At 37.7% G+C, this 20,654-nt stretch carries 13 protein-coding genes and 1 pseudogene; 10 read left to right on the top strand and 4 right to left on the bottom strand.

What is annotated here, in order from left to right; genetic code table 11:
* The first annotated feature begins 25 nt into the window (after nucleotides 1-25).
* From H4J52_RS02440 to H4J52_RS02410, 7 genes are all read left to right on the top strand, one after another.
* A complete protein-coding gene (locus tag H4J52_RS02440; protein WP_182224161.1) occupies nucleotides 26-1,765 on the top strand; it encodes a cadherin repeat domain-containing protein in 1,740 nt (579 codons plus the stop codon).
* Between the two features lie 164 nt (nucleotides 1,766-1,929).
* Nucleotides 1,930-3,204, top strand: a complete 1,275-nt coding sequence (locus H4J52_RS02435; protein WP_182180903.1) for an imelysin family protein — start codon at nucleotides 1,930-1,932, stop codon at nucleotides 3,202-3,204.
* Nucleotides 3,204-5,423 carry a TonB-dependent receptor domain-containing protein gene (locus tag H4J52_RS02430; RefSeq protein ID WP_182224160.1) on the top strand — a complete coding sequence of 740 codons (2,220 nt, stop codon included), beginning with the start codon at nucleotides 3,204-3,206 and terminating at the stop codon, nucleotides 5,421-5,423. Before H4J52_RS02435 ends, H4J52_RS02430 begins: the two co-directional genes overlap by 1 nt.
* A gap of 94 nt (nucleotides 5,424-5,517) precedes the next feature.
* Nucleotides 5,518-6,498, top strand: coding sequence for a sterol desaturase family protein (locus H4J52_RS02425; protein ID WP_182180905.1), 981 nt, complete (start codon nucleotides 5,518-5,520; stop codon nucleotides 6,496-6,498).
* A 232-nt stretch (nucleotides 6,499-6,730) separates the two neighbouring features.
* On the top strand, nucleotides 6,731-7,753 hold the full coding sequence (locus H4J52_RS02420; protein ID WP_182180906.1) for an extracellular solute-binding protein: 1,023 nt from the start codon (nucleotides 6,731-6,733) through the stop codon (nucleotides 7,751-7,753).
* 17 nt (nucleotides 7,754-7,770) lie between these two features.
* Complete coding sequence (locus H4J52_RS02415) at nucleotides 7,771-9,399, top strand: iron ABC transporter permease (protein ID WP_259366560.1); 1,629 nt, start codon at nucleotides 7,771-7,773, stop codon at nucleotides 9,397-9,399.
* Complete coding sequence (locus H4J52_RS02410; RefSeq protein ID WP_182180907.1) at nucleotides 9,400-10,545, top strand: ABC transporter ATP-binding protein; 1,146 nt, start codon at nucleotides 9,400-9,402, stop codon at nucleotides 10,543-10,545.
* A gap of 304 nt (nucleotides 10,546-10,849) precedes the next feature.
* Here the strand turns inward: H4J52_RS02410 and H4J52_RS02405 are convergent.
* Nucleotides 10,850-11,452: pseudogene (locus H4J52_RS02405) on the bottom strand (MFS transporter); the annotation flags it as partial.
* 129 nt (nucleotides 11,453-11,581) lie between these two features.
* Here H4J52_RS02405 and H4J52_RS02400 point away from each other — a divergent pair.
* From H4J52_RS02400 to metK, 3 genes are all read left to right on the top strand, one after another.
* Entirely contained in the window at nucleotides 11,582-12,319 is a 738-nt protein-coding gene (locus H4J52_RS02400; RefSeq protein WP_182180909.1) for an ABC transporter substrate-binding protein, read from the top strand.
* A gap of 94 nt (nucleotides 12,320-12,413) precedes the next feature.
* A complete protein-coding gene (gene murI / locus H4J52_RS02395) occupies nucleotides 12,414-13,265 on the top strand; it encodes a glutamate racemase (RefSeq protein WP_182180910.1) in 852 nt (283 codons plus the stop codon).
* A 131-nt stretch (nucleotides 13,266-13,396) separates the two neighbouring features.
* Nucleotides 13,397-14,584 carry a methionine adenosyltransferase gene (gene metK / locus H4J52_RS02390; protein ID WP_182180911.1) on the top strand — a complete coding sequence of 396 codons (1,188 nt, stop codon included), beginning with the start codon at nucleotides 13,397-13,399 and terminating at the stop codon, nucleotides 14,582-14,584.
* A gap of 441 nt (nucleotides 14,585-15,025) precedes the next feature.
* On the opposite strand, the gene H4J52_RS02385 is transcribed toward metK, so the two are convergent.
* The 3 genes from H4J52_RS02385 to H4J52_RS02375 form a co-directional block, all read right to left on the bottom strand.
* Nucleotides 15,026-16,003 carry a rhodanese-related sulfurtransferase gene (locus H4J52_RS02385; protein ID WP_182179593.1) on the bottom strand — a complete coding sequence of 326 codons (978 nt, stop codon included), beginning with the start codon at nucleotides 16,001-16,003 and terminating at the stop codon, nucleotides 15,026-15,028.
* A 271-nt stretch (nucleotides 16,004-16,274) separates the two neighbouring features.
* Nucleotides 16,275-19,382 carry an efflux RND transporter permease subunit gene (locus H4J52_RS02380; RefSeq protein ID WP_182224159.1) on the bottom strand — a complete coding sequence of 1,036 codons (3,108 nt, stop codon included), beginning with the start codon at nucleotides 19,380-19,382 and terminating at the stop codon, nucleotides 16,275-16,277.
* A gap of 9 nt (nucleotides 19,383-19,391) precedes the next feature.
* Entirely contained in the window at nucleotides 19,392-20,570 is a 1,179-nt protein-coding gene (locus H4J52_RS02375; protein WP_182179596.1) for an efflux RND transporter periplasmic adaptor subunit, read from the bottom strand.
* Between the last annotated feature and the right edge of the window lie 84 nt (nucleotides 20,571-20,654).

Raw genomic sequence — 20,654 nt, 5'->3', positions numbered from 1 at the left:
ATTATTTATAACTTAAAGGTCTCTCATGAAAACGAACATAAAAGCTCTTGTGCTAACAATAGCAGCATCCTTAACTTTGTCAGCATGTGGTGGTTCAAGCACTAACGAAGCAAGCCCTGAACCTGTTGCGCCAGCTAACATCGCCCCAACAGGTGTTGCAGTTAGCAATATTACTGTAGACGAAAATTCTGCAGGCGCAGTCATTGGAACATTGTCAGCAACTGATGCAAACTCAGGTGATACATTTACCTTCACAACTGATAACGAACTGTTTGCTATTACTGGCGATGAATTAAGTTTAAAAACTGACGCTATGGCTAACTTTGAAAATGCTGAATCTTTGGCTACCAATATCACAGTTACAGATAGTGGAGGCCTTTCATTTTCGAAAGAAGTCACTATTACTGTTAATGACTTATTGGATACTTATAAATTTGAAAGTAAATTAATTACAGATGAATCAAGTGTTGGTTATACGGGGCAAATTGCTCGTCATGCGTTAATTTCTGAATTAACCAGTTATATTGGTGGTGAACTACAAGCCGATATAGACGCAAATGTATTTGCAGATAAAGCAGCGGTACTTGCTAAGTTAAACTCATATTTTCGTACCACGAGTAATCAATATGAAAACAACTTTTCGTTGAACTTCTTGGTTGATACCAAACAACCATTTATTACCAATATCTCTTCAAGTGCTAAAAACTTAGTTGGTAAAATAGCAGGTAATGATGCAAGCCGTATGCGCAAAGACTGGACTGATGGTACTAGTTTTGTTGGCGCGGGCGCTAACATGACGCCAGAAGACTTAGTTGACACTTATTTTGATCAATTGGCTGATAACGCGGTTGATGCTAATATTCGCCTCGATGAAGCAACAAATAGTCCTATCACTAAAGTTTATGTCAATACTGATGGAACTGACTTAAAACAACTCCTTCAAAAATTCTTATTGATGAGCATCACCTACTCTCAAGCTACTGATGATTATTTAGATGAAGGCTTAGCCATAGACAATATTGATCCCCGTGGTACTGGTAAAGCAGATACTGCCCTTGAACATGGTTTTGATGAAGGTTTTGGTTACTTTGGCGCGGCTCGTAATTATTTAGAATATACCGATAAAGAGATTGCTGGGAAAGTTAAGGCTGACGATGCAACCACAGGTCGTATTGATTGGAATGGTAAACATGACACTGACGGTGATGGTCTATTTGATTTAACGTCAGAAGTAAATTTAGGTAGCTCTGCTAATGCAGCTAAACGTGATATTGGCTCTGCAAGTAATACTAATCCAACGAATTTTACTAAAGACGCCATGGAAGCCTTTTTAGCGGCTCGTAAAATCATTAATGATAATGTAGGTTCTGTATTTACAGCTGAGCAAACAACAGCACTTGAAGCACAACGTGATATCGTTGTTAATGCATGGGAAAAAGCCATTGCTGCTACGGTTATTCATTATATTAATGACCTACGTTCAGATTTAGATAAATCTGGCGATGATTATAACTATGAAGACGTAGCTAAGCATTGGTCTGAAATGAAAGGTTTTGCATTAGGCTTACAATTTAATCCTCATTCACCGATCACTGATGCTCAGTTTGCTGAGATTCATGTTCACTTTGGACAAAAACCAGTATTGCTCCCATTTGGCTCTGCTGATAAAACGGCTGTAACGACTTACATTGCTGACTTAGAAAAAGCGCGTGATATATTGCAAGAAGCATTGGCCTTAGATGCTGACAACGTTGCTAATTGGTAGTTAGTCATTAGTAATATTTTAAGTTAAAACCAAACCAAGCCTTAAGTTGTTTCGTATAAAGGCTTGGTTATTATTTATTTGTGAATAATTTGTATAGGCTATTCACAAATAAAGAATTATCAGTATCTATAACATTCATTTTATTTGCATTATAGGGTTAAAAAATGTCAGTTAACATTAGTCACACCGCAATCTCTATAGCCGTCGTTGCGGCTTTATTAGTGAGTGCTTGTGGGGAAAGTACGAGTAGCAGCAGTGGTGAAAACTTTGGTACCACTTCAGTCCCTACGCCAACCCCCTCCCCCCCTACGCCAAATCCCGGCAGTAACTTTACTCAGCAAGCGTTACTTGAAAACATTACTGATAATATAATCACGCCTATTTTTGAACAATTTTCAACAGTATCAGCAGCACAAATTCCAGAGATAGCAGCCTATTGTAAAATGGAAACAGATGCAGCTTTGGGTAATGCAACAACCGTTCAAGTTAACGCTATGCGTGATAATGCAAAGACAGCATGGCGAAACACCATGAATGTATGGCAACAAGCAGAGGTAATGAAAGTTGGTCCTTTGGTTGATAATGAGGGATTATTACGGGATAAAATTTATTCTTGGCCTGTAGTCAATTCATGCTCTGTTGATTTTGAAGTGGTAAATTTTAAAGCTGGAATTGTCAATGGACAGCCATTTAATATTGCTAAACGTACCCCTTCACGACGTGGTTTAGCCGCTATAGAATATTTATTGTTTAACGAACAACTTAATCATAGTTGCACTACGAGTACTCAGCCTGAAAATTGGGACAATCAAACAGATGAATATCGTAAGGTCGCGCGATGTGAATTTGCGGTTGAAGCTGCTCGCGATGTTAATAATAGTGCTAAAGAATTAATAACAGCCTGGTCTGGCGACAATGGTTTTGCAAGTGCACTTAAAGCAGCGGGTAGTATAGGCAGCGAATTTAGCACTGAACTAAAAGCGATTAATCTTATCAGTGATGGTTTATTTTATTTAGAAACATTCACCAAAGATGGCAAGTTAGCCACCCCATTGGGGCTTCAGGCTAATAGCTGTGGATCACAAGCCTGTCCTGACGTTGTAGAATCAGTATATGCACATCACTCTATTACTAATATTGAAAACAACTTATTGGCATTTCAAAAACTTTTAACTGGTAAGACTGGTACTGGTTTTACTCATTATTTGATTGATGTTGGCGATCAAGATACAGCAGATTCAATGTCTACAGACGTTCAACTAGCCATTGATGGTGTGCAAAACTATCAAAATAGTTTGGCTGAAGCTCTTGTTAATAATGAAGCACAAGTAACACAAACGCATGCCAATGTTAAAGAAGTCACTGATAAACTCAAAATAGATTTTATTACCAGTTTATCGCTTGAATTACCCGCGACATCCGCAGGAGATAACGATTAATGAAGATTAACAAGCATAAATATATTGCTGTTGTTTTTGCCTTTGCCTTTGCCTTTCATCCTAATGTTAGTGCTGACGACGGTACTAGCGATACACCTTCTGAATACACTGAACGTGTTCAAATTATTGGTCATAATGATAAATTGCGTACTGAAGCTGGTGCCGCTACGTTAATTGGTGAAGTTGAATTAGAAAAATTTAAGTTTGATGATATTAACCGTGTTTTATATAGCGTACCTGGCGTTAATATTCGTGAAGAAGATGGTTATGGTTTAAGACCTAATATAGGTTTTCGTGGTGCGACACCGGAACGCAGTAAAAAAATCACCATCATGGAAGATGGTGTACTAATCGGTCCTGCCCCCTATTCTGCACCCGCAGCATATTACTTTCCAATGATCAGCAAAATGACTGCCCTAGAAGTATTTAAAGGCCCTTCTGCAATTAAGTATGGACCCAATACTGTAGCGGGTGCATTGAATATGACAACGCGCCAAGTACCTAAGAGCAAAGAAGGTGCTATAGACCTTGCCTTTGGATCTGATGGGTATGCTAAAACGAAAGCTTACTTTGGTACCACTAATGGCAATTTTGGCTATTTAATTGATGCGGTGCATATCGAAGCGGATGGTTTTAAAGCGTTAGACGGTGGTGGTGATACCGGATTTGATAAAAACGATATTATGACTAAATTTCAATATAATTTTTCTAATAGCCAATATAATCAAATTGTTGAAATGAAGCTAGCCCATGCTAATGAAAAATCAAATGAAACCTACTTAGGGTTAACTGACGCTGATTTCAAGCAAAATGCTAATCGACGTTATGTAGCCAGCCAAAAAGATTTAATGGACTGGGAGCATCAACAAGTTCAGTTCACACATTTTATTGGCAATGACAATTTTGATGTGACAACTCGCTTGTACCGTAACGATTTCGAGCGTTCTTGGAATAAAGTTAACGGTTTTAAAGCAGGGGCGGTAGTCACTGATTTACAAGATATTTTAACGAATCCTGAAACAGATGCTAATGCACCTTTTTATCAAGTGTTAACGGGGCAAAGAGACACCGAAAGAGAATATGAAAAGATTATATTAGGTGATAACCAACGAGAATATTATTCGCAAGGTATTCAATCTGAGTTATATGTTTACCATACACTTTTCGATGTAAAACATGTGCTTAATGTTGGCTTTAGGTTCCATCAAGATCAAATCAAGCGACATCACACTACTGATGCGTATACAATGACCTCGGCTGAACTACTGAGTGATGGTAGCGCCACACTTGCTGGAGATACAAATAGAGAAAAAACCGATGCTATTTCTGTTTTTTTCAAAGATACCATGACGTTAGGTGCATTGGATTTAACCTTTGGCCTACGTGGTGAATTTCTTGATGCCAGTTACCAAAATGAAGCACTAGGTAAAGAAGGTGAATGGCAAAAGAAAAGCACTGATATTTGGTTACCAAGTTTAAGTGGGTTTTACACATTGTCTGAACATTCAGGGCTGTTTTTTGGTGTTCATGAAGGTTTTGTGCCGACGAGTCCAAAAGAGCCAACCAGTGTTAAAATTGAAAATAGCATTAATTATGAGTTAGGTGCTCGTTATCATGACGAGAGTAGCCAACTTGAAGCGGTTATATTTTACAATGATATAGAAAATTTAAAAGAAAGCTGCTCTTTTTCAACTGCCTCGCTTTGTCAAGATAATACTGATGGCGAGTTCAACAGTGGTAAAGCAAATGTTATAGGCCTTGAATTAAGTGCAAAACACACCTATGAGCTATCGGCGGACTATGACTTACCTGTATTGTTGAGTTACACCTATACTAAAGGCGAGTTTGATAGTGCATTTAGCTCTGACTTTAGTATGTGGGGAGACGTTAAGGTTGGAGATACTTTACCGTATTTACCTGAAAATCAATTAACACTTGATATTGGTTTAACGGCTAATAATTGGCAAGTTAATTTAATTACCCGCTACATTGGTGAAATGAGAGAAGCATCAGGTGAAAATGTTCTGCTGTCTGGCGTAACAACACAAGCACTAACCATCGTTGATATGGCTGCAAGTTATGAACTAGGAGATATGGGCAGTATCTATCTTAAACTTGATAACTTACTCGATAATCAAGAAATAGTTAGTCGACGCCCTTATGGAGCTCGCCCTAGTAAACCTAGATCTGCTTCTATTGGCTATCAATATAGCTTCTAATTAGCGTTAATCGTGTTTAAATTTAAATAAGAACGTTAAGTGTCATACTTATCGTTTTTATTTGTAACCTTATTACGAAAAGTTATTTATATTTATGGACTTTCTTAGCGCAAACTTTAAAGAATTAGCCCTTTATATCCTAGATCCTAACCAACGCTTATTTTGGGGCTATCTTTTATCGGCACTACTATTTGCCAGTGCAGTGTATTTTATTAACCTAAAAAAGGTAATTAAGTCAGGTCCAACGCAAGAGAAGCAACCAGGGTTCATAGCCTTTTTATTTCCTAGGAAGGTTTTTTTAGCCCGATCAGCTTTAAACGATTATGCCTTGCTTATTGTAAACAAACTTTTTAAGGCCGCATTATTTCCTTTTGTTGTTTTAACTATGGTGCCTATTGCATTAGCTATCTCATCGGCAATAGAATGGGTCTTTGGGCCCATGACACCCCTTACCCTATCATCGGCCAGCATTATGGCTGTTTTTACCCTACTGTTGTTTATTTTTGATGATTTCACTCGTTTCTTATTGCATTACTGTTTACACAAAAGCCATTATCTGTGGGAGTTTCATAAAGTTCATCATTCCGCAACCGTGCTAACACCCTTTACTATCTATCGCTCACACCCTATTGAAAATTATTTCTATGCTTGTCGTATGGCATTAACTCAAGGCTTTGTGGTTGGCTTATGCTATTACTTATTTGGACCCACATTAAAAATGATTGATATAATTGGTGCCAATATTTTTGTTTTTGCGTTTAATATTATGGGCTCGAACCTCCGTCATAGCCATATCAGGATAAGTTGGGGAGATAAAATCGAAGGGTTATTTTTAAGCCCTGCACAGCATCAAATTCACCACAGTGATAACGTTAAGCATTTTGATAAAAACTTTGGTACGGTATTATCCCTTTGGGATCGCTTGTTCAACTGTTTTATGCATGCGTCTGAGGTTGGTTCGTTGTCTTTTGGCATAGGTAAAGAAGGTGAATTACATAGGTCGCTAATGGGTATTTATTTACAACCTTTTATTAACGTATATAGAAAATTACGTTTTCGTTTTCGTTTTTTTTAGTATATTAATGTTATTCAATTCAAATTATTTGCCCTATATTTTTTAGTTATAGTGGTTAGTGGAAATAACATATACCCAGTCTACTGATTTCCTAAGAGAACAAGACTCTTAGAGCAGTAATCTAAACAAGAATTATTCTCAAATAGATTGACAAATTATAATGTTTTCTTTAATCTTGCCAGCCTATAAATACTGTCGACAGAGACTGGCATAACGTTGTCAGGGTAATATAATGCAAAATATAGCGTCCATCCGAAAAAATTTATTCCTAATTTTTACTAGCTTTTTACTTATTTCATCATCTTTACAAGCTAGTGATGAGGTGAATGTGTATTCCTACCGCCAAGAGTTTTTAGTTAAGCCTTTATTTGACATTTTTACAAAAAGAACGGGGATTAAAGTCAATGTTATTTTTGCTAAAAAAGGCATGGCGGAACGTCTCGCCCGAGAAGGTAAATATAGCCCCGCGGATATATTGTTAACGACGGATATTAGTCGGCTCATTGAATTACATGACCGTGATCTACTTCAAGCTTATAGCTCTAAAACGTTACTTGATGTAATTCCTAGTCAATATCGTGCTACAGACAATACGTGGTATGCACTTACAACACGTGTTCGTAATATTTATTCAGCTAAACGTTTGGGTGCTATCAATATCAATTATGAAGATTTAGCTGACACTAAATATAAAGGAAGAATATGCACTCGAAGCGGTAAACATTCATATAATATTGCACTCGTTGCCTCTATGATTGCTGCTCATGGTAAAACAGAGACCCTCACTTGGTTAGAAAAGTTTAAAGTTAACTTGGCCCGCAAACCTCAGGGTAATGACCGTGGTCAAGTACAAGCAATTCATCAAAACTTATGTGATATAGCGTTAGGTAATAGTTACTATTTTGGCAAAATGTTGGTTGATGAAAAGCAGAAGTTATGGGCTGATTCGGTATACATTAATTTCCCCAATCAAAATAACCGGGGTGCTCATGTGAATATATCAGGAATGGGCATGGCAAAATATGCTCCTAATCATGACAATGCTAAAGCTTTAATGGAATTCTTGGTGTCAAAAGAAGCACAGAAGCTTTATGCTGAAACGAATATGGAATATCCAGTGAGAGCTGATGTAATGCCATCTGATTTAGTTGCCTCATGGGGTAAGTTTAAAGCAGATTCATTGTCGTTAGAATCGATCGCAAAGTATAGAAAAGAAGCGCTTAAACTTATAGATAAAGCTAAATTTGATTTATAAAGGATGATGATTATTTCTTGATAGCCCCATTAAAAAATAATATCTGGCGAAGTGCCTGCTGGCTCATAGTATTTTTACTCATAACACCGGTAGTAGTTATGGTATTAGCCAGCTTTAGTTCGTCAAGTGATTTATTTTCTCATCTTTGGCAAACAGTCTTACCTGACTATATTACTAACACACTAGTACTAGGCGTGTTGGTCGTTTTTTTGTCTTTAATTTTTGGTACTTTGAGTGCGGCTTTCATTGTTCATACCAACGTTTTGGGTAAAAATTTTCTGAGATGGTTACTTTTATTGCCCTTAGCAATGCCCGCCTATTTAGTTGCTTATCTTTATACTGATCTGTTTGATTACGCAGGACCCGTTCAGCGCGCGTTACGTAGTTGGTTTAATTGGCAGTCGCCGAGTGATTATTGGTTTTTTGATATACGTACTTTACCTGGAGCTTCCATTGTAATTTCGTTAGTGTTGTTTCCTTATGTTTATATGTTAACGCGTACTGCACTTGAGCAACAAGATCAAAACTTGTTAAGGGCCGGACGTTTATTAGGGTTGTCAGCAAAACAAAGCTTTTTAAAAGTTGCCTTACCGCTGGCACGGCCAGCAATAGCGATATCAGCGAGTTTAGTCCTTATGGAAACCTTAGCTGACTTTGCCACGGTAAATTATTTTGCGGTAAATACACTGACTACAGCTATATATGATACTTGGCTGGGCTATGGTGACTTAGCAACAGCAAATGCTTTAGCCAGTATATTAATGCTGATAATTCTGTTTGTGGTTGTTGGTGAACAACGTGCAAGAGCCGGTCAAAATCATCAATCAAATAGGCCTAATCAGCATATTGAAATTATTACATTATCATTCTTTCAACAACTACTCATTAGCGGTTTTTGTTGGACATTGGTTTTAGCGGGTTTTCTTTTACCTTTCGCTTTGCTTGTTATTATGGCAGTTGAATACAGCAGTATGGCTCAGCTAGCAAATTTAATTTCACCAAGCCTTAACAGTATTGAAGTGTCATTTTATGCCGCAACTATTGCCACTTTATTTGCACTGTTATGTAGTTTATATCGGCGATTAAGCTTTGATAAATGGCGAATACTTCCTTCAAGTTTATCAGGAATAGGTTATGCAGTACCTGGAACAGTTTTAGCAATGGCATTATTGGCTAGTTTTGGACCCCTTGATCATTTTATTAATGATATAGCAAGGTATCTTCAGCTTAAAGAACCCGGTTTAGTCTTGTCTGGCACTATTTTTGCTGTCGTATTTGCCTTTGTGGTTCGTTTTTCAGCGATTGCTAATGGAACAATATCTAGTGGTATCAAACAGATACCTAATTCTATTGATTTTGCTCCTGCAAGTTTGGGGGTAGGCTTAGGTCAAATGTTAAAAAAGGTACACCTGCCAATACTGAGGCCTTCTATTTTTGTAGCATGGTTACTCGTATTTGTTGAATCAATGAAAGAACTATCCGCCGTATTATTACTAAGGCCCTTTAATTTTGATACATTGAGTATACAAATTTATCAATTAATATCAGACGAAATGCTTGAGCAAGGAGCCTTGAGTGCTATTTTAATTGTTTTATTAGGCCTATTACCTATTATTTGGCTCAACAGAAGTAAGGAGTTATCGTAAATGGTCGAAAATGAATTATTAAGCGTTAAGCAACTTTCGGTTAAATTACAGAATAAAGTCATATTGTTAGACACCCACTTAACACTAAACTTTGGTGATATTCTTGGATTAGTAGGACCAAGTGGTTGTGGAAAAACCACATTGCTTAATACTATCGCGGGCTTTAATTCACCCAGTACGGGTGAGTTAAACATAAAGCGTAATAATTCAAGTAGTACTCATTTAATCGTTGAAGAAGATGTTCTCACTATCACGCCATTTAAGCATGTAGTTCCTGAACATCGTAATATCGGTATGATCTTTCAAGATTATGCATTGTTCCCTCATTTATCAGTTGAAAAAAACATCTGCTTTGGAATTAATAAACTGCCAAAAAGTGAACAGAAATTTCGAATGACTGATTTGCTCAACTTACTTAAGTTAACAGGTTTAGAAGCAAGATTTCCACATCAGTTGTCCGGTGGACAACAACAAAGAGTTGCTATTGCTAGAGCATTAGCACCTCAGCCTACCTTATTATTACTTGATGAGCCTTTTTCAAATATTGATGCACGTTTACGCAATGAATTAATGTTAGAAATGCGCCAAATTTTAAAGCAGTTAAAAATGAGTGCTATATTTGTGACTCATAACAAAGACGAAGTCTTTACTTTTGCTGATAAAATTGCAGTAATGCATCAGGGAAGTATCCTTCAAATAGGTAGACCTGCCGATGTTTGTCACTCACCAAACAGCTGGCAAGTTGCTGATTTTTTGCAATTAGGTAGCTGGATACCTGTAAAGGCGATAAATGGCCAATTTCAATCAGCTGTTGGAGAATTACCATCAACTGAAGATCTTTTTTTAAAAGAAAATATGATTACCTACAAAGGGGGTCCTCAAAAACTACAATTGTTATTGAAGTCACAAGCTATTGTGTATTGTGAAGACGGGTTTGAGAAAAATAATGTCAAAGTTGATAATATCTCTATCACTGAACATGGATTTCACTATTTACTGAGTAGTATTGATAAAGACCTATCTTTATCATTTGAACAGTTGAGCTTTTATAGCAATTGTTTATTCGCGTTGGGCCAAAAAATAGCGATAAAAATCAAGAGCCACAACTATCAAGTTTTTAATAGTTATGATGATATTTTAGGGTAACTATAAACGGGATTTCTATCAAAATAACGTTAAATCTTAAGGTTATGTTGCAACCATGAAGTGTAAAAATTCTTTTAACTCACACTTAAGTTTATTTTAAAGCGATGATAAGAAATAGTGGAAATCGTTAGGATCGCTATTTCAATAAAAATCAGAAGTAAAAATCATCTACTTTTGGTGATTATAAGTCATAAGCTAACCGCCAATTTTTCGGTAACTCTCTCGCATGAGCAAAGGTTGACGGTATTTTTTGCTCGCACCAATAGCCTTATATATCTGTTAATTTATAAAAAGGTTCTCACATTTATTTTTCTAAGGCTACATCATCAAAATTTGGCCGCTTGAAAGTAGGTAGTATTCGATATAAATATATAACAACAAAACACAGCAGTGATGCGGTCATGAATAACCAAAAGCCTCCAAAATGATCTAATACAAAACCACCTAACAATGGAGCTATAGCGAAGCCTAAAGAATAAAATGATGCTGCACCAAAGTATGCGCCGCGTAAATGTGCTGGAGCTAAACGGTCAATATGAACATTCATGGTAGGGAATAATATCGCTTCGGCTAAACTCATCACTAATACTGCGCCAATCCATCCCCAGGTAAAGTCGAGTGGGTTTACTGCAAACCAAAGTTGCGAAGCGGCAAGTAACAGTAAACCAATTTGAATACGACTTTCTAAGGCCATCGAAGCCATCATTTTCAACAAAAAAAACTCAGAGCAAATAATTAACAGTGAATTGGCAACAATCATCGATGAAATAAGCAAAATAAGATCAGGCACTTCAGCGCGAGTTAAATATTGAATCAACGAAGAGTCCATTTGTGCATTAATAAACATACACAAAATATTAGCCACAATGAGGCATTGTAATAACTTGTCTTGCTCTAAGATGCTAACAGTAGTTTATTGATTACTCTACTGTCATTATTATTTGTTTCTTTGGATTTTTAAAGGCAAAGGAAGAACAAAAACTTAATTTGCTCTATACTTGGCTTATTAACTCTTGTTAAATAAGTTAGATATTTGATGAATGTAAAGTATCTCTGGATCATTATATTTTTGCTCGGTAATACCTCATCAAGTATTGCCGAACAGCTTGTTGTCACCGAAATATTGCCACCTTACCAGTTCTACCAAGAAAGTAGTGTGCTAAGCGGCTTTTCAGTTGAAGTTATGGAAGAAATATTCAAAGTTACCGGTGATAATATTGATTTGCAAATACTGCCTTGGGCACGTGCTTACAGAACAGCCTTAAACCAACCTAATACACTTATTTTTTCACTCTCTCGTACCTTATCTCGGGAAAATTTATTCATTTGGGGTGGGAAATTAACGAAAGAAGATGTTTACGCTTGGGGCTTAAAAGAAAACTTCCAAACATCAATGACTGATATTCAACAACTCAAAAAATACAAAATAGCCGTAGCAAATTCATCAAGTACCGCACAATACTTTCAGCGACATGAATACCCCTATCTTCATGTACTTGGTTCACCAGAGCAAAGCTTACAAATGCTATATCTTAATAGGGTTGACATTATTACGGGTACAAAGAACACCTTAAAAGTACGAGCAAGTAAATTAAATTTAGATATCAGTAACCTAAAAGTAATTATGCCTATATCAGTCATTAATCATGATTTATATTTTGCTTTTAGTCTTAACAGTGATGAAAAAATTGTCAGTAAATATATAGATGCTTATCATCAAATTAAAAGCAGTGGCATTTTAGATAAGCTCAAAAGTAAATGGCATGTGCTTTAAATTCAATAAATAACAATCAGAGCACTTTACTTTCTTGACTAAAATCAATATAACAAATACAAATTTAATCCCTTACTCATTAACGACAGATATAATGACTCAAAATCAGTTAGTCGCCCAAAAAACAGTAGTCCCCTTAAAGTCAGTTCCAGCAAATTCTCAAACGATCGGTGTTTTCGACTCTGGTATTGGTGGTTTGTCGATTGCGAAATGTATTCATCAAAACTTACCACATGAAAATATTATTTATGTTGCGGATAGCCAATTTGCTCCTTATGGTGATAAATCGACAGCAAATATTACTGAACGGGTAAATAAAATTGCAGATTGGTTAATTGACCAGCAAGTAAAAGCAATTGTTGTTGCCTGTAATACTGCAACGGTTAGCGCTATTGATCAGCTACGTTTACGCGTTTCAATTCCAATCATAGGGGTTGAGCCCGCAATTAAACCCGCCGCAATTCACAGTAAAACCAAAAGAATAGCTTTATTAGTAACAGAAGCAACCGCTGTAAATACGCGTTTTTTATCATTAGTAAATAAGCATAAGAATGGCGCTGAAATTTATATCCAACCTTGTGCCGGATTAGTAGAACTTATTGAGCAAGGTCTTTATGAGAGTGAACAGTGCCGTAAAAGACTAAATGCCTTTTTAGGACCACTTCTGCAAAGTAATATAGATACCCTCGTATTAGGATGTACTCATTACCCTTTTGTTCGTCAACTTATACAAGATATTGTCGGTGATAAAATTACCATTATGGAAACTGCTCAACCGGTAACTGAGCAGCTTGCCAGCCAACTTGAAATTAAGGGGTTACTGGCAAGTCATGAACAGATTTCCCAGCAACATTTTTTTAGCTCAAAGATATCACCGGAACAAGCACAGTTAATGTCAGTGCTCTTTGGTAAAAATATCCCGCTACAACAACTCCCTGCTCTTTAAATAAGCAATTTACAGTTATTTTTGGCCGTTTAGCCTTCTAGGCGTAAAATAACTAGAAAATAGTTAATCTTGCAGTTAGAATAACTTTAATAAAAAAATATCTTAAACTATTAAATTTTTCCTGAGGTTTTATGTCTACTCAATTTTTCACTTCTGAATCAGTTTCTGAAGGTCATCCAGATAAAATCGCCGATCAAATTTCTGATGCTGTACTTGATGCAATTATCGCTAAAGATAAAAATGCTCGTGTTGCTTGTGAAACGATGGTGAAAACTGGCGTAGCAATTATCTCAGGTGAAGTATCCACCACCGCATGGGTTGATTTAGAAACGATTACTCGTAATGTTATTAGTAATATTGGTTACACTTCATCTGACGTAGGTTTTGATGGTGAAACCTGTGGCATTATGAATTTAATTGGCCAACAGTCCCCTGAAATTGCACAAGGTGTTGACCGAGTAAAACCAGAAGATCAAGGTGCTGGTGACCAAGGACTGATGTTTGGTTATGCAACCAATGAAACTGAAACATTAATGCCTGCACCTATATTTTATTCTCATCGTTTGGTAGAGCGTCAAGCAGAGGTGCGTAAGTCAGGTGTCTTACCTTGGTTACGTCCTGATGCAAAGTCTCAAGTTACTTTTATTTATGAAGATAATAAACCCGTAGCAATTGACGCTGTTGTTTTATCAACTCAACATAACCCAGAGATTTCTCAAGAAGATTTACACGAAGCTGTGATGGAAAACATTATCAAAGCGGTTTTACCCGCTGAGTTATTAACTAAAGACACTAAATATTTTATTAATCCTACAGGTCGTTTTGTTATTGGTGGCCCCGTTGGTGACTGTGGTTTAACCGGTCGTAAAATTATTGTTGATACCTATGGCGGCATGGCTCGTCATGGTGGTGGTGCCTTCTCAGGTAAAGATCCATCAAAAGTTGACCGCAGTGCCGCTTATGCAGGGCGCTATGTTGCAAAAAACATTGTTGCTGCCGGTTTAGCTGACCGTTGTGAAATTCAAATCTCTTATGCCATTGGTATTGCTGAGCCAACATCTATTTCAATTGAAACCTTTGGTACCGGTAAAGTATCAGAAGCAACGTTGATTGAGTTAGTTAGAGAGCATTTTGATTTACGACCTTACGGCATTACTAAGATGCTTGATTTATTACACCCTATGTACCAAATGACAGCCGCTTACGGACATTTTGGTCGTGAACCTGTTGAAGTAACAGTCGGCAATGATACTTTTACCGCCTTTACTTGGGAAAGAACCGATAAAGCCGACACGCTTCGTAAAGCCGCTGGGTTTTAATTTTTAACGTTTTAACATCACCGTTCCTACTAAACATAAAAAGCGACTCAATAAGTCGCTTTTTTATTGCAATAAAACCATTAACATTGCGAATAATACTCTTTAACCTAGCTGACTTGGGAAAGAACCGATAAAGCCGACGTGCTCCGTAAAGCCGCTGGTTTTTAATTTTTAACGTTTTAACGTTTTAACATCACCGTTCCTACTAAACATAAAAAAGCGACTCAATAAGTCGCTTTTTTATTGCAATAAAACCATTAACATTGCGAATAATACTCTTTCACCTAGCTGACTTGGGAAAGAACTGATAAAGCCAACACGCTTCGTAAAGCCACAGGGTTTTAATTTTTAACGTTTCAACAACATCGTTCCACCTGAACATAAAAAAAGCGACTCAATAAGTCGCTTTTTTTATTGGAAAAATATGAGGTTAATTTATGACTATTTAGCCGACTGCGCTTTTTTACTGGCTACTTTTTCTTTACGTCGTTGCTCAATAACATCTTGAACATGTCCACCAATGTGTTTTTCACCACGTTGGCTGGCTAAATTAATTTGGCGTTCGCGCTCAGCAAAGCCACTACGTTGTTCGTCAGTATATTTATCATAACAACGATGACAACTGACGCCTTTTACATAATGCTCACTTTGCTTTTCTTGTTCGGTTATCGGGTAACGACAAGCAAAGCATTGATCGTACTGCCCTTGCTCTAAGCCATGCCCTACTGCAACACGGCCATCAAAAACAAAACATTCACCTTGCCACATTGAATTCTCTTGCTCAACTTCCTCTAAATATTTAAGCACGCCACCTTCAAGATGATAAACATCTTCAAAGCCTTGCTCTTTTAAGTAAGCGGTTGATTTTTCGCAGCGAATACCACCAGTACAATACATCGCTACTTTTTTATGTTTGTTCTTGTCTAAGTGCTGTGCAACATATTCTGGAAATTCACGAAAGGTTTCAGTCTTAGGGTTTATTGCGTTCTTGAAGGTGCCTATTTCAATTTCATAATCGTTACGTGTATCAATCAATAAAACTTCAGGATCGGCAATAAGTGCATTCCACTCTTTAGGTTTTACATAAGTACCAACGGTCAGTAATGGGTCAATTCCTTCAACGCCCATAGTCACAATTTCTTTTTTTAATTTTACTTTACTGCGTTGAAAAGGATTCTCGTCAGCGTATGAATATTTATGAGAAAAATTCATTAAACGCTCATCTGTTTCTAAATGCGCTAAGAGCTTATCAATACTGCTTTGTGTACCAGCGACGGTACCGTTAATACCTTCATTAGCAAGCAATAATGTACCTTTAACATCGTTATTTAACATAACAGACAATAATGGTTTTTTAAGTTGTTCAAAGTTTTCTAAGCGTACAAATTTGTAAAGTGCACAGACGGTGATGTTTTGCATAATAATACCCATTGAGCCAGCCAGAACGTAAATCCGGAGCTGTAGATTAATATAAAGCCAACACATCTTAACATCAGTGTAGGCCAAAAGACGCGCATTCTATCAAAAGCCTCAATTTAGATAAAGCCTCTCCTTCAATAGATTAAATGATAGAATCGCTACTTGCACAGCTCTTTAGTGACACAGCGGATAAAAAAATGACTTTTCACGGCAGTAAAAAGTCATTTGAAAATTGAGGTAACCGTTTAACTCATCATAATGGTTATTAAAGTTAACTCGTTGTTCCTTTCAATTCTTCACGCAGTCGTTGAATGACCATATAGAAATATGGCACTAACAACGTACCTAATATAGTGGCCGCTAACATACCTGAAAGTACAGTAACACCAAGGAATATTCGGCTACTGGCTCCTGCACCAGACGACATAACTAAAGGAATAACACCTAAAATAAAAGAGAGTGCAGTCATCAGTACCGCTCTAAATCTTAACTTTGCAGCGTCAAGTGCCGCTTCCATGATCGTCTTTCCTTGGGCTCTTAGCTCCATCGCAAATTCAACAATGAGAATAGCGGTTTTAGTCGATAAGCCAATCAGTAGTATTAACCCTACCTGCGCATAAATATTGTTTTCCATCCCTAAGATATAAAGTGTCAGCATTGAGCCAAATAAAGCTAAAGGCACAGCGGCGATGACAGAAAAGGGGATAGTCCAGCTTTCATATTGAGCGACTAAAAATAAGTAAACAAACAACAACGCTAAGCCAAATAAAACAGGCGCTAAATTACCCGCTTCAATTTCTTGTTTAGACTGCCCTGCCCACTCAAAAATATAGCCTTGGGGTAAGTTTCCTGCTAATTCTTCCATAATCGCTATCGCCTCACCTGATGAATGACCACTCGATGCTTGGCCAGTGATATTTGCGCTACGGTACAAATTAAAGTGTCCGATACTGGTAGGACCTAAAATAGGCTCAAGCTTAGCAAGTGTCGTTAATGGCACCATTTCACCGTCTTGGTTACGCACAAAATAGTAGCGCAAGTCAGAGGGATCTTTACGGAACTCTTTTTCAGCTTGAACGGTTACTCTGTAGGTTCGCCCAAACTGGCTGAAATCGTTAATGTACATTGACCCTAACTGCGCTTGTAACGTTATAAAAATATCCGATAAAGCAACACCTTGAGCTTTTGCTTTATCTCTATCAACCTCTAAAAAGTATTGTGGAACATTTGCGCGGTAAGTACTAAAAACGCGAGTTAATTCAGGTCGTTGATTTGCCTCATAAATAAGACCATTCATCACTTGCGCTAAATCACTAGGGCTTCGACCTTCACTGTCTTGTAGTTTAAATTCAAAACCCGAACTTGTCCCTAAGCCTGGAATAGGCGGAGGATTAAATATCATTATTTGTGCGTCTGGCATTGTCCACAGTTGCCCCATTAAACGCTGGATAACAGCACGCAGTGCTAATGCTGGCTCCGTTCTTTCTTCCCAATCTTTTAGCATGATAATGCCTAAACCATTGTTCGAACCTGCCCCACCTAATAACGAAACACCTGAGACAGTAATAACGTCAGTAACGGCTGGGTCTGCTTTTATCATTGGCGTTATTTTATCAATAAGTGCCTGTGTTCTGTTACTTGAAGCCGCATCAGGTAATTGGATATCGAGAAAAACATAACCTTGGTCTTCGCTTGGAACAAAACCCGTGGGTACCGATGTGGTTAACCACCCTGTAGCTACAAATAAAACACCGACAATAATACCGACGCGAGCAGCACGTTTTAATAAGAAGTTAACGCCTGTGGTATAGCTTCCTGTCATTTTTTCAATACCCCGTTCAAAAGGCATCAGCCACTTGATCGGTTTCATATTATCTTTACTTAATAAAACAGTACAAAGAGCTGGGCTTAACGTTAAGGCATTAATAGACGAAATGATAACGGCAAATGAGATGGTTACCGAAAATTGTTTGTACAATTCGCCAGTAATACCCGGCATAAAGGCGACAGGAACAAATACCGCTAGCAGTACTAAAGTGGTTGCAATAATTGGCCCTGAAACCTGTTCCATGGCCTTAGTCACCGCTTCTTTTATGTCGAGTTTTTCTTCTTTAAGAATGCGTTCAACGTTTTCAATAACAATAATGGCATCATCGACTACAATCCCTATTGCAAGCACTAAACCAAAGAGTGTAATGGTGTTAATGGAATATCCCATTACTAACATAAAAGCAAAGGTACCAATTAATGAAACCGGTATAGCAATAGTTGGGATCAGTGTCGCTCGCCAGTTTTGCAAAAATAAGAAAACCACGAGAATAACTAAAACTATTGCTTGAAATAAGGTCGTTTTTACTTCATCAATAGAACGTGAAATAAATTCAGTCGTATCGTATGGAATAGCATATTCAAGTCCATCAGGGAAACGTGCTGATAATTTTTCTATCTCTAACTTTACTAACCGAGCGACTTCAGTTGCGTTTGCACCAGGCAATTGATAGATAACTAAAAATGCGGTTTCATTACCATTTAAACGTGCTTGAACACCATAGTTTTGCGAACCAAGTTCTAAACGTGCAATGTCAGATAAACGGACAAAATTACCGTTAGAACGAGCTCTTACGATGGTTTGTCCAAATTCTTCAACCGTTTTTAATCGCCCTTTTGCTTGAATTGAATACTCAAACTGTTGATTTGGCAATGAAGGGCTCGCACCTAACTTCCCTGCCGCTACAATTAAATTTTGCTCTTGAAGTGCTTGTTTTACCTCGGTAACCGTAACCCCTAATGATGCCATACGGTCAGGTCGCAGCCATGCTCGCATGCTGTAAGTCATTTCCCCCATGACACTAGCTTCTGCTACGCCAGGTATACGTCCTAGTGGCTCAGTTAATGAATTGGTCGCATAGTTACTTAAGAAAAGTTGGTCGATACCTGCTTGCTTTGAAAATAAATTAATGGCCATTAACATTGAGCTAGATTTTTTCTTAACCGTTACCCCTTGTCGGGTCACTTCTGATGGCAGTGAGCTTTGGGCTAATGCCACACGATTTTGCACATTAACCTGCGCCATATCGTCATCAATACCCACCTTGAAAAATACAGTAATAGTTGCTGAACCATTATTTGAAGCTGTTGACTCGATATACATCATATCTTCAACACCATTGATTTTTTCTTCAATGGGGCGAATAACTGACTCTTCGACAACCTGAGCGCTAGCACCGGGATAAACTGCTGTTATTTGAACTTGCGGTGGTGTTATTTGTGGGTACATATTAACGGGCAATATCCCCATCGCAATGAGGCCCGCTAAAGTAATAACAATTGAGATAACAAAAGCAAACTTGGGTCGATGAATAAACGTTTTACTGATCATGGGAGTGTCCTACTTAATTAAAAGGTCAGAAATAGTACCGGTAAGCGGGTCAATGCTTTTGATAACTGGCTTGACTTCAACGCCACTTCTTACTTTTTGTAAACCTTCTATGATCACTTGTTCGTTCGCTTTAAGACCTGATTCAACGACCCACATCGCATTCATTCTTCGCCCTAAAGTAACCAAACGTTGCACAACTTTATTATCGTCGCTAACAACAAGGACAAACTTGCCTTGTTGGCTTTCTTGAACGGCAACTTGAGGGACTAGCGCCATTTGCTCTTTTTGCTTGCCTTCGATAATTAAGGTGACAAACAAGCCCGGCACAACAATACCGTCAGGGTTATTAAACTTCGCACGTAATTCAACCGTCCCCATACCCTGGTCTATCTTGGTATCGGCAAAAATAAGCAAACCTTTTTCGCCATAGGTGGTGTTGTTCGGTAAACGTAATGAAATATCAATGGATAAATCTTCAGGCTGATGCGTATTTTTTTGTAAATAAGAAATATAATCGCTTTCTTCTACTTGAAAGCTCACATAAATAGGGTCTGTTGCAGTTAATGTCGCGATGGTATTACTGCTTGGGCTCACAACGGCACCAATACTATAATTAACTTTACCAATACGCCCTGAAAATGGCGCTTTAATCACGGTATAACTTAAACTCAATTGAGCTGTTTCTAGTGTGGACTCAGCCACCTGCACCGCCGCTTTTGCTTGGGAGTTATTAGTGATTAACTTATCAAGATCAGATTGTGAAATATAGCCATCTCCTGCAACTTCACGCCCTCGTTTTAAATCTCGTGCCGCACCTTCTGCACCTGCAACTCTGCTAGCTAAATCTGCTTTTGCAGATTCTAAAGAGGCTTGATAAGCCGCAGGTTCAATATTAAGTAGTACTTGATCTTTTTCAACGATAGAACCTTCATCAAAGTGACGTGCTATTAATTCACCTTCAATGCGAGCACGTAAATCAACTTCTTTTGAGGCAACGGAACGCCCTAAAAATTCACGATAGCTACCAATTTCATTTACTTTAATTTCATAAATAGAAACGGCAGGAGCCGGCGTTTTTTGTTTAACTTGCTCAGCTTGTCCACAACTAACAACAGTCAAAGCAATAACTGACAAAAGACTCACGCGAGATAAAATAGGTTGAAAAGATGGTAGGTGTTTTGTGAACATCTATGTTCTCCGTTTAGGATGTATAAGCAGGAAACGAAAACAGCTAATAAAAATCAAGCTGCTTAAAAAGTTATTATTACATTT

The sequence above is a fragment of the Colwellia sp. MB02u-14 genome, assembly GCF_014076915.1.
Classification (GTDB): Bacteria; Pseudomonadota; Gammaproteobacteria; order Enterobacterales; family Alteromonadaceae; genus Colwellia_A.
This window is presented reverse-complemented; position numbering and strand designations above follow the sequence as displayed.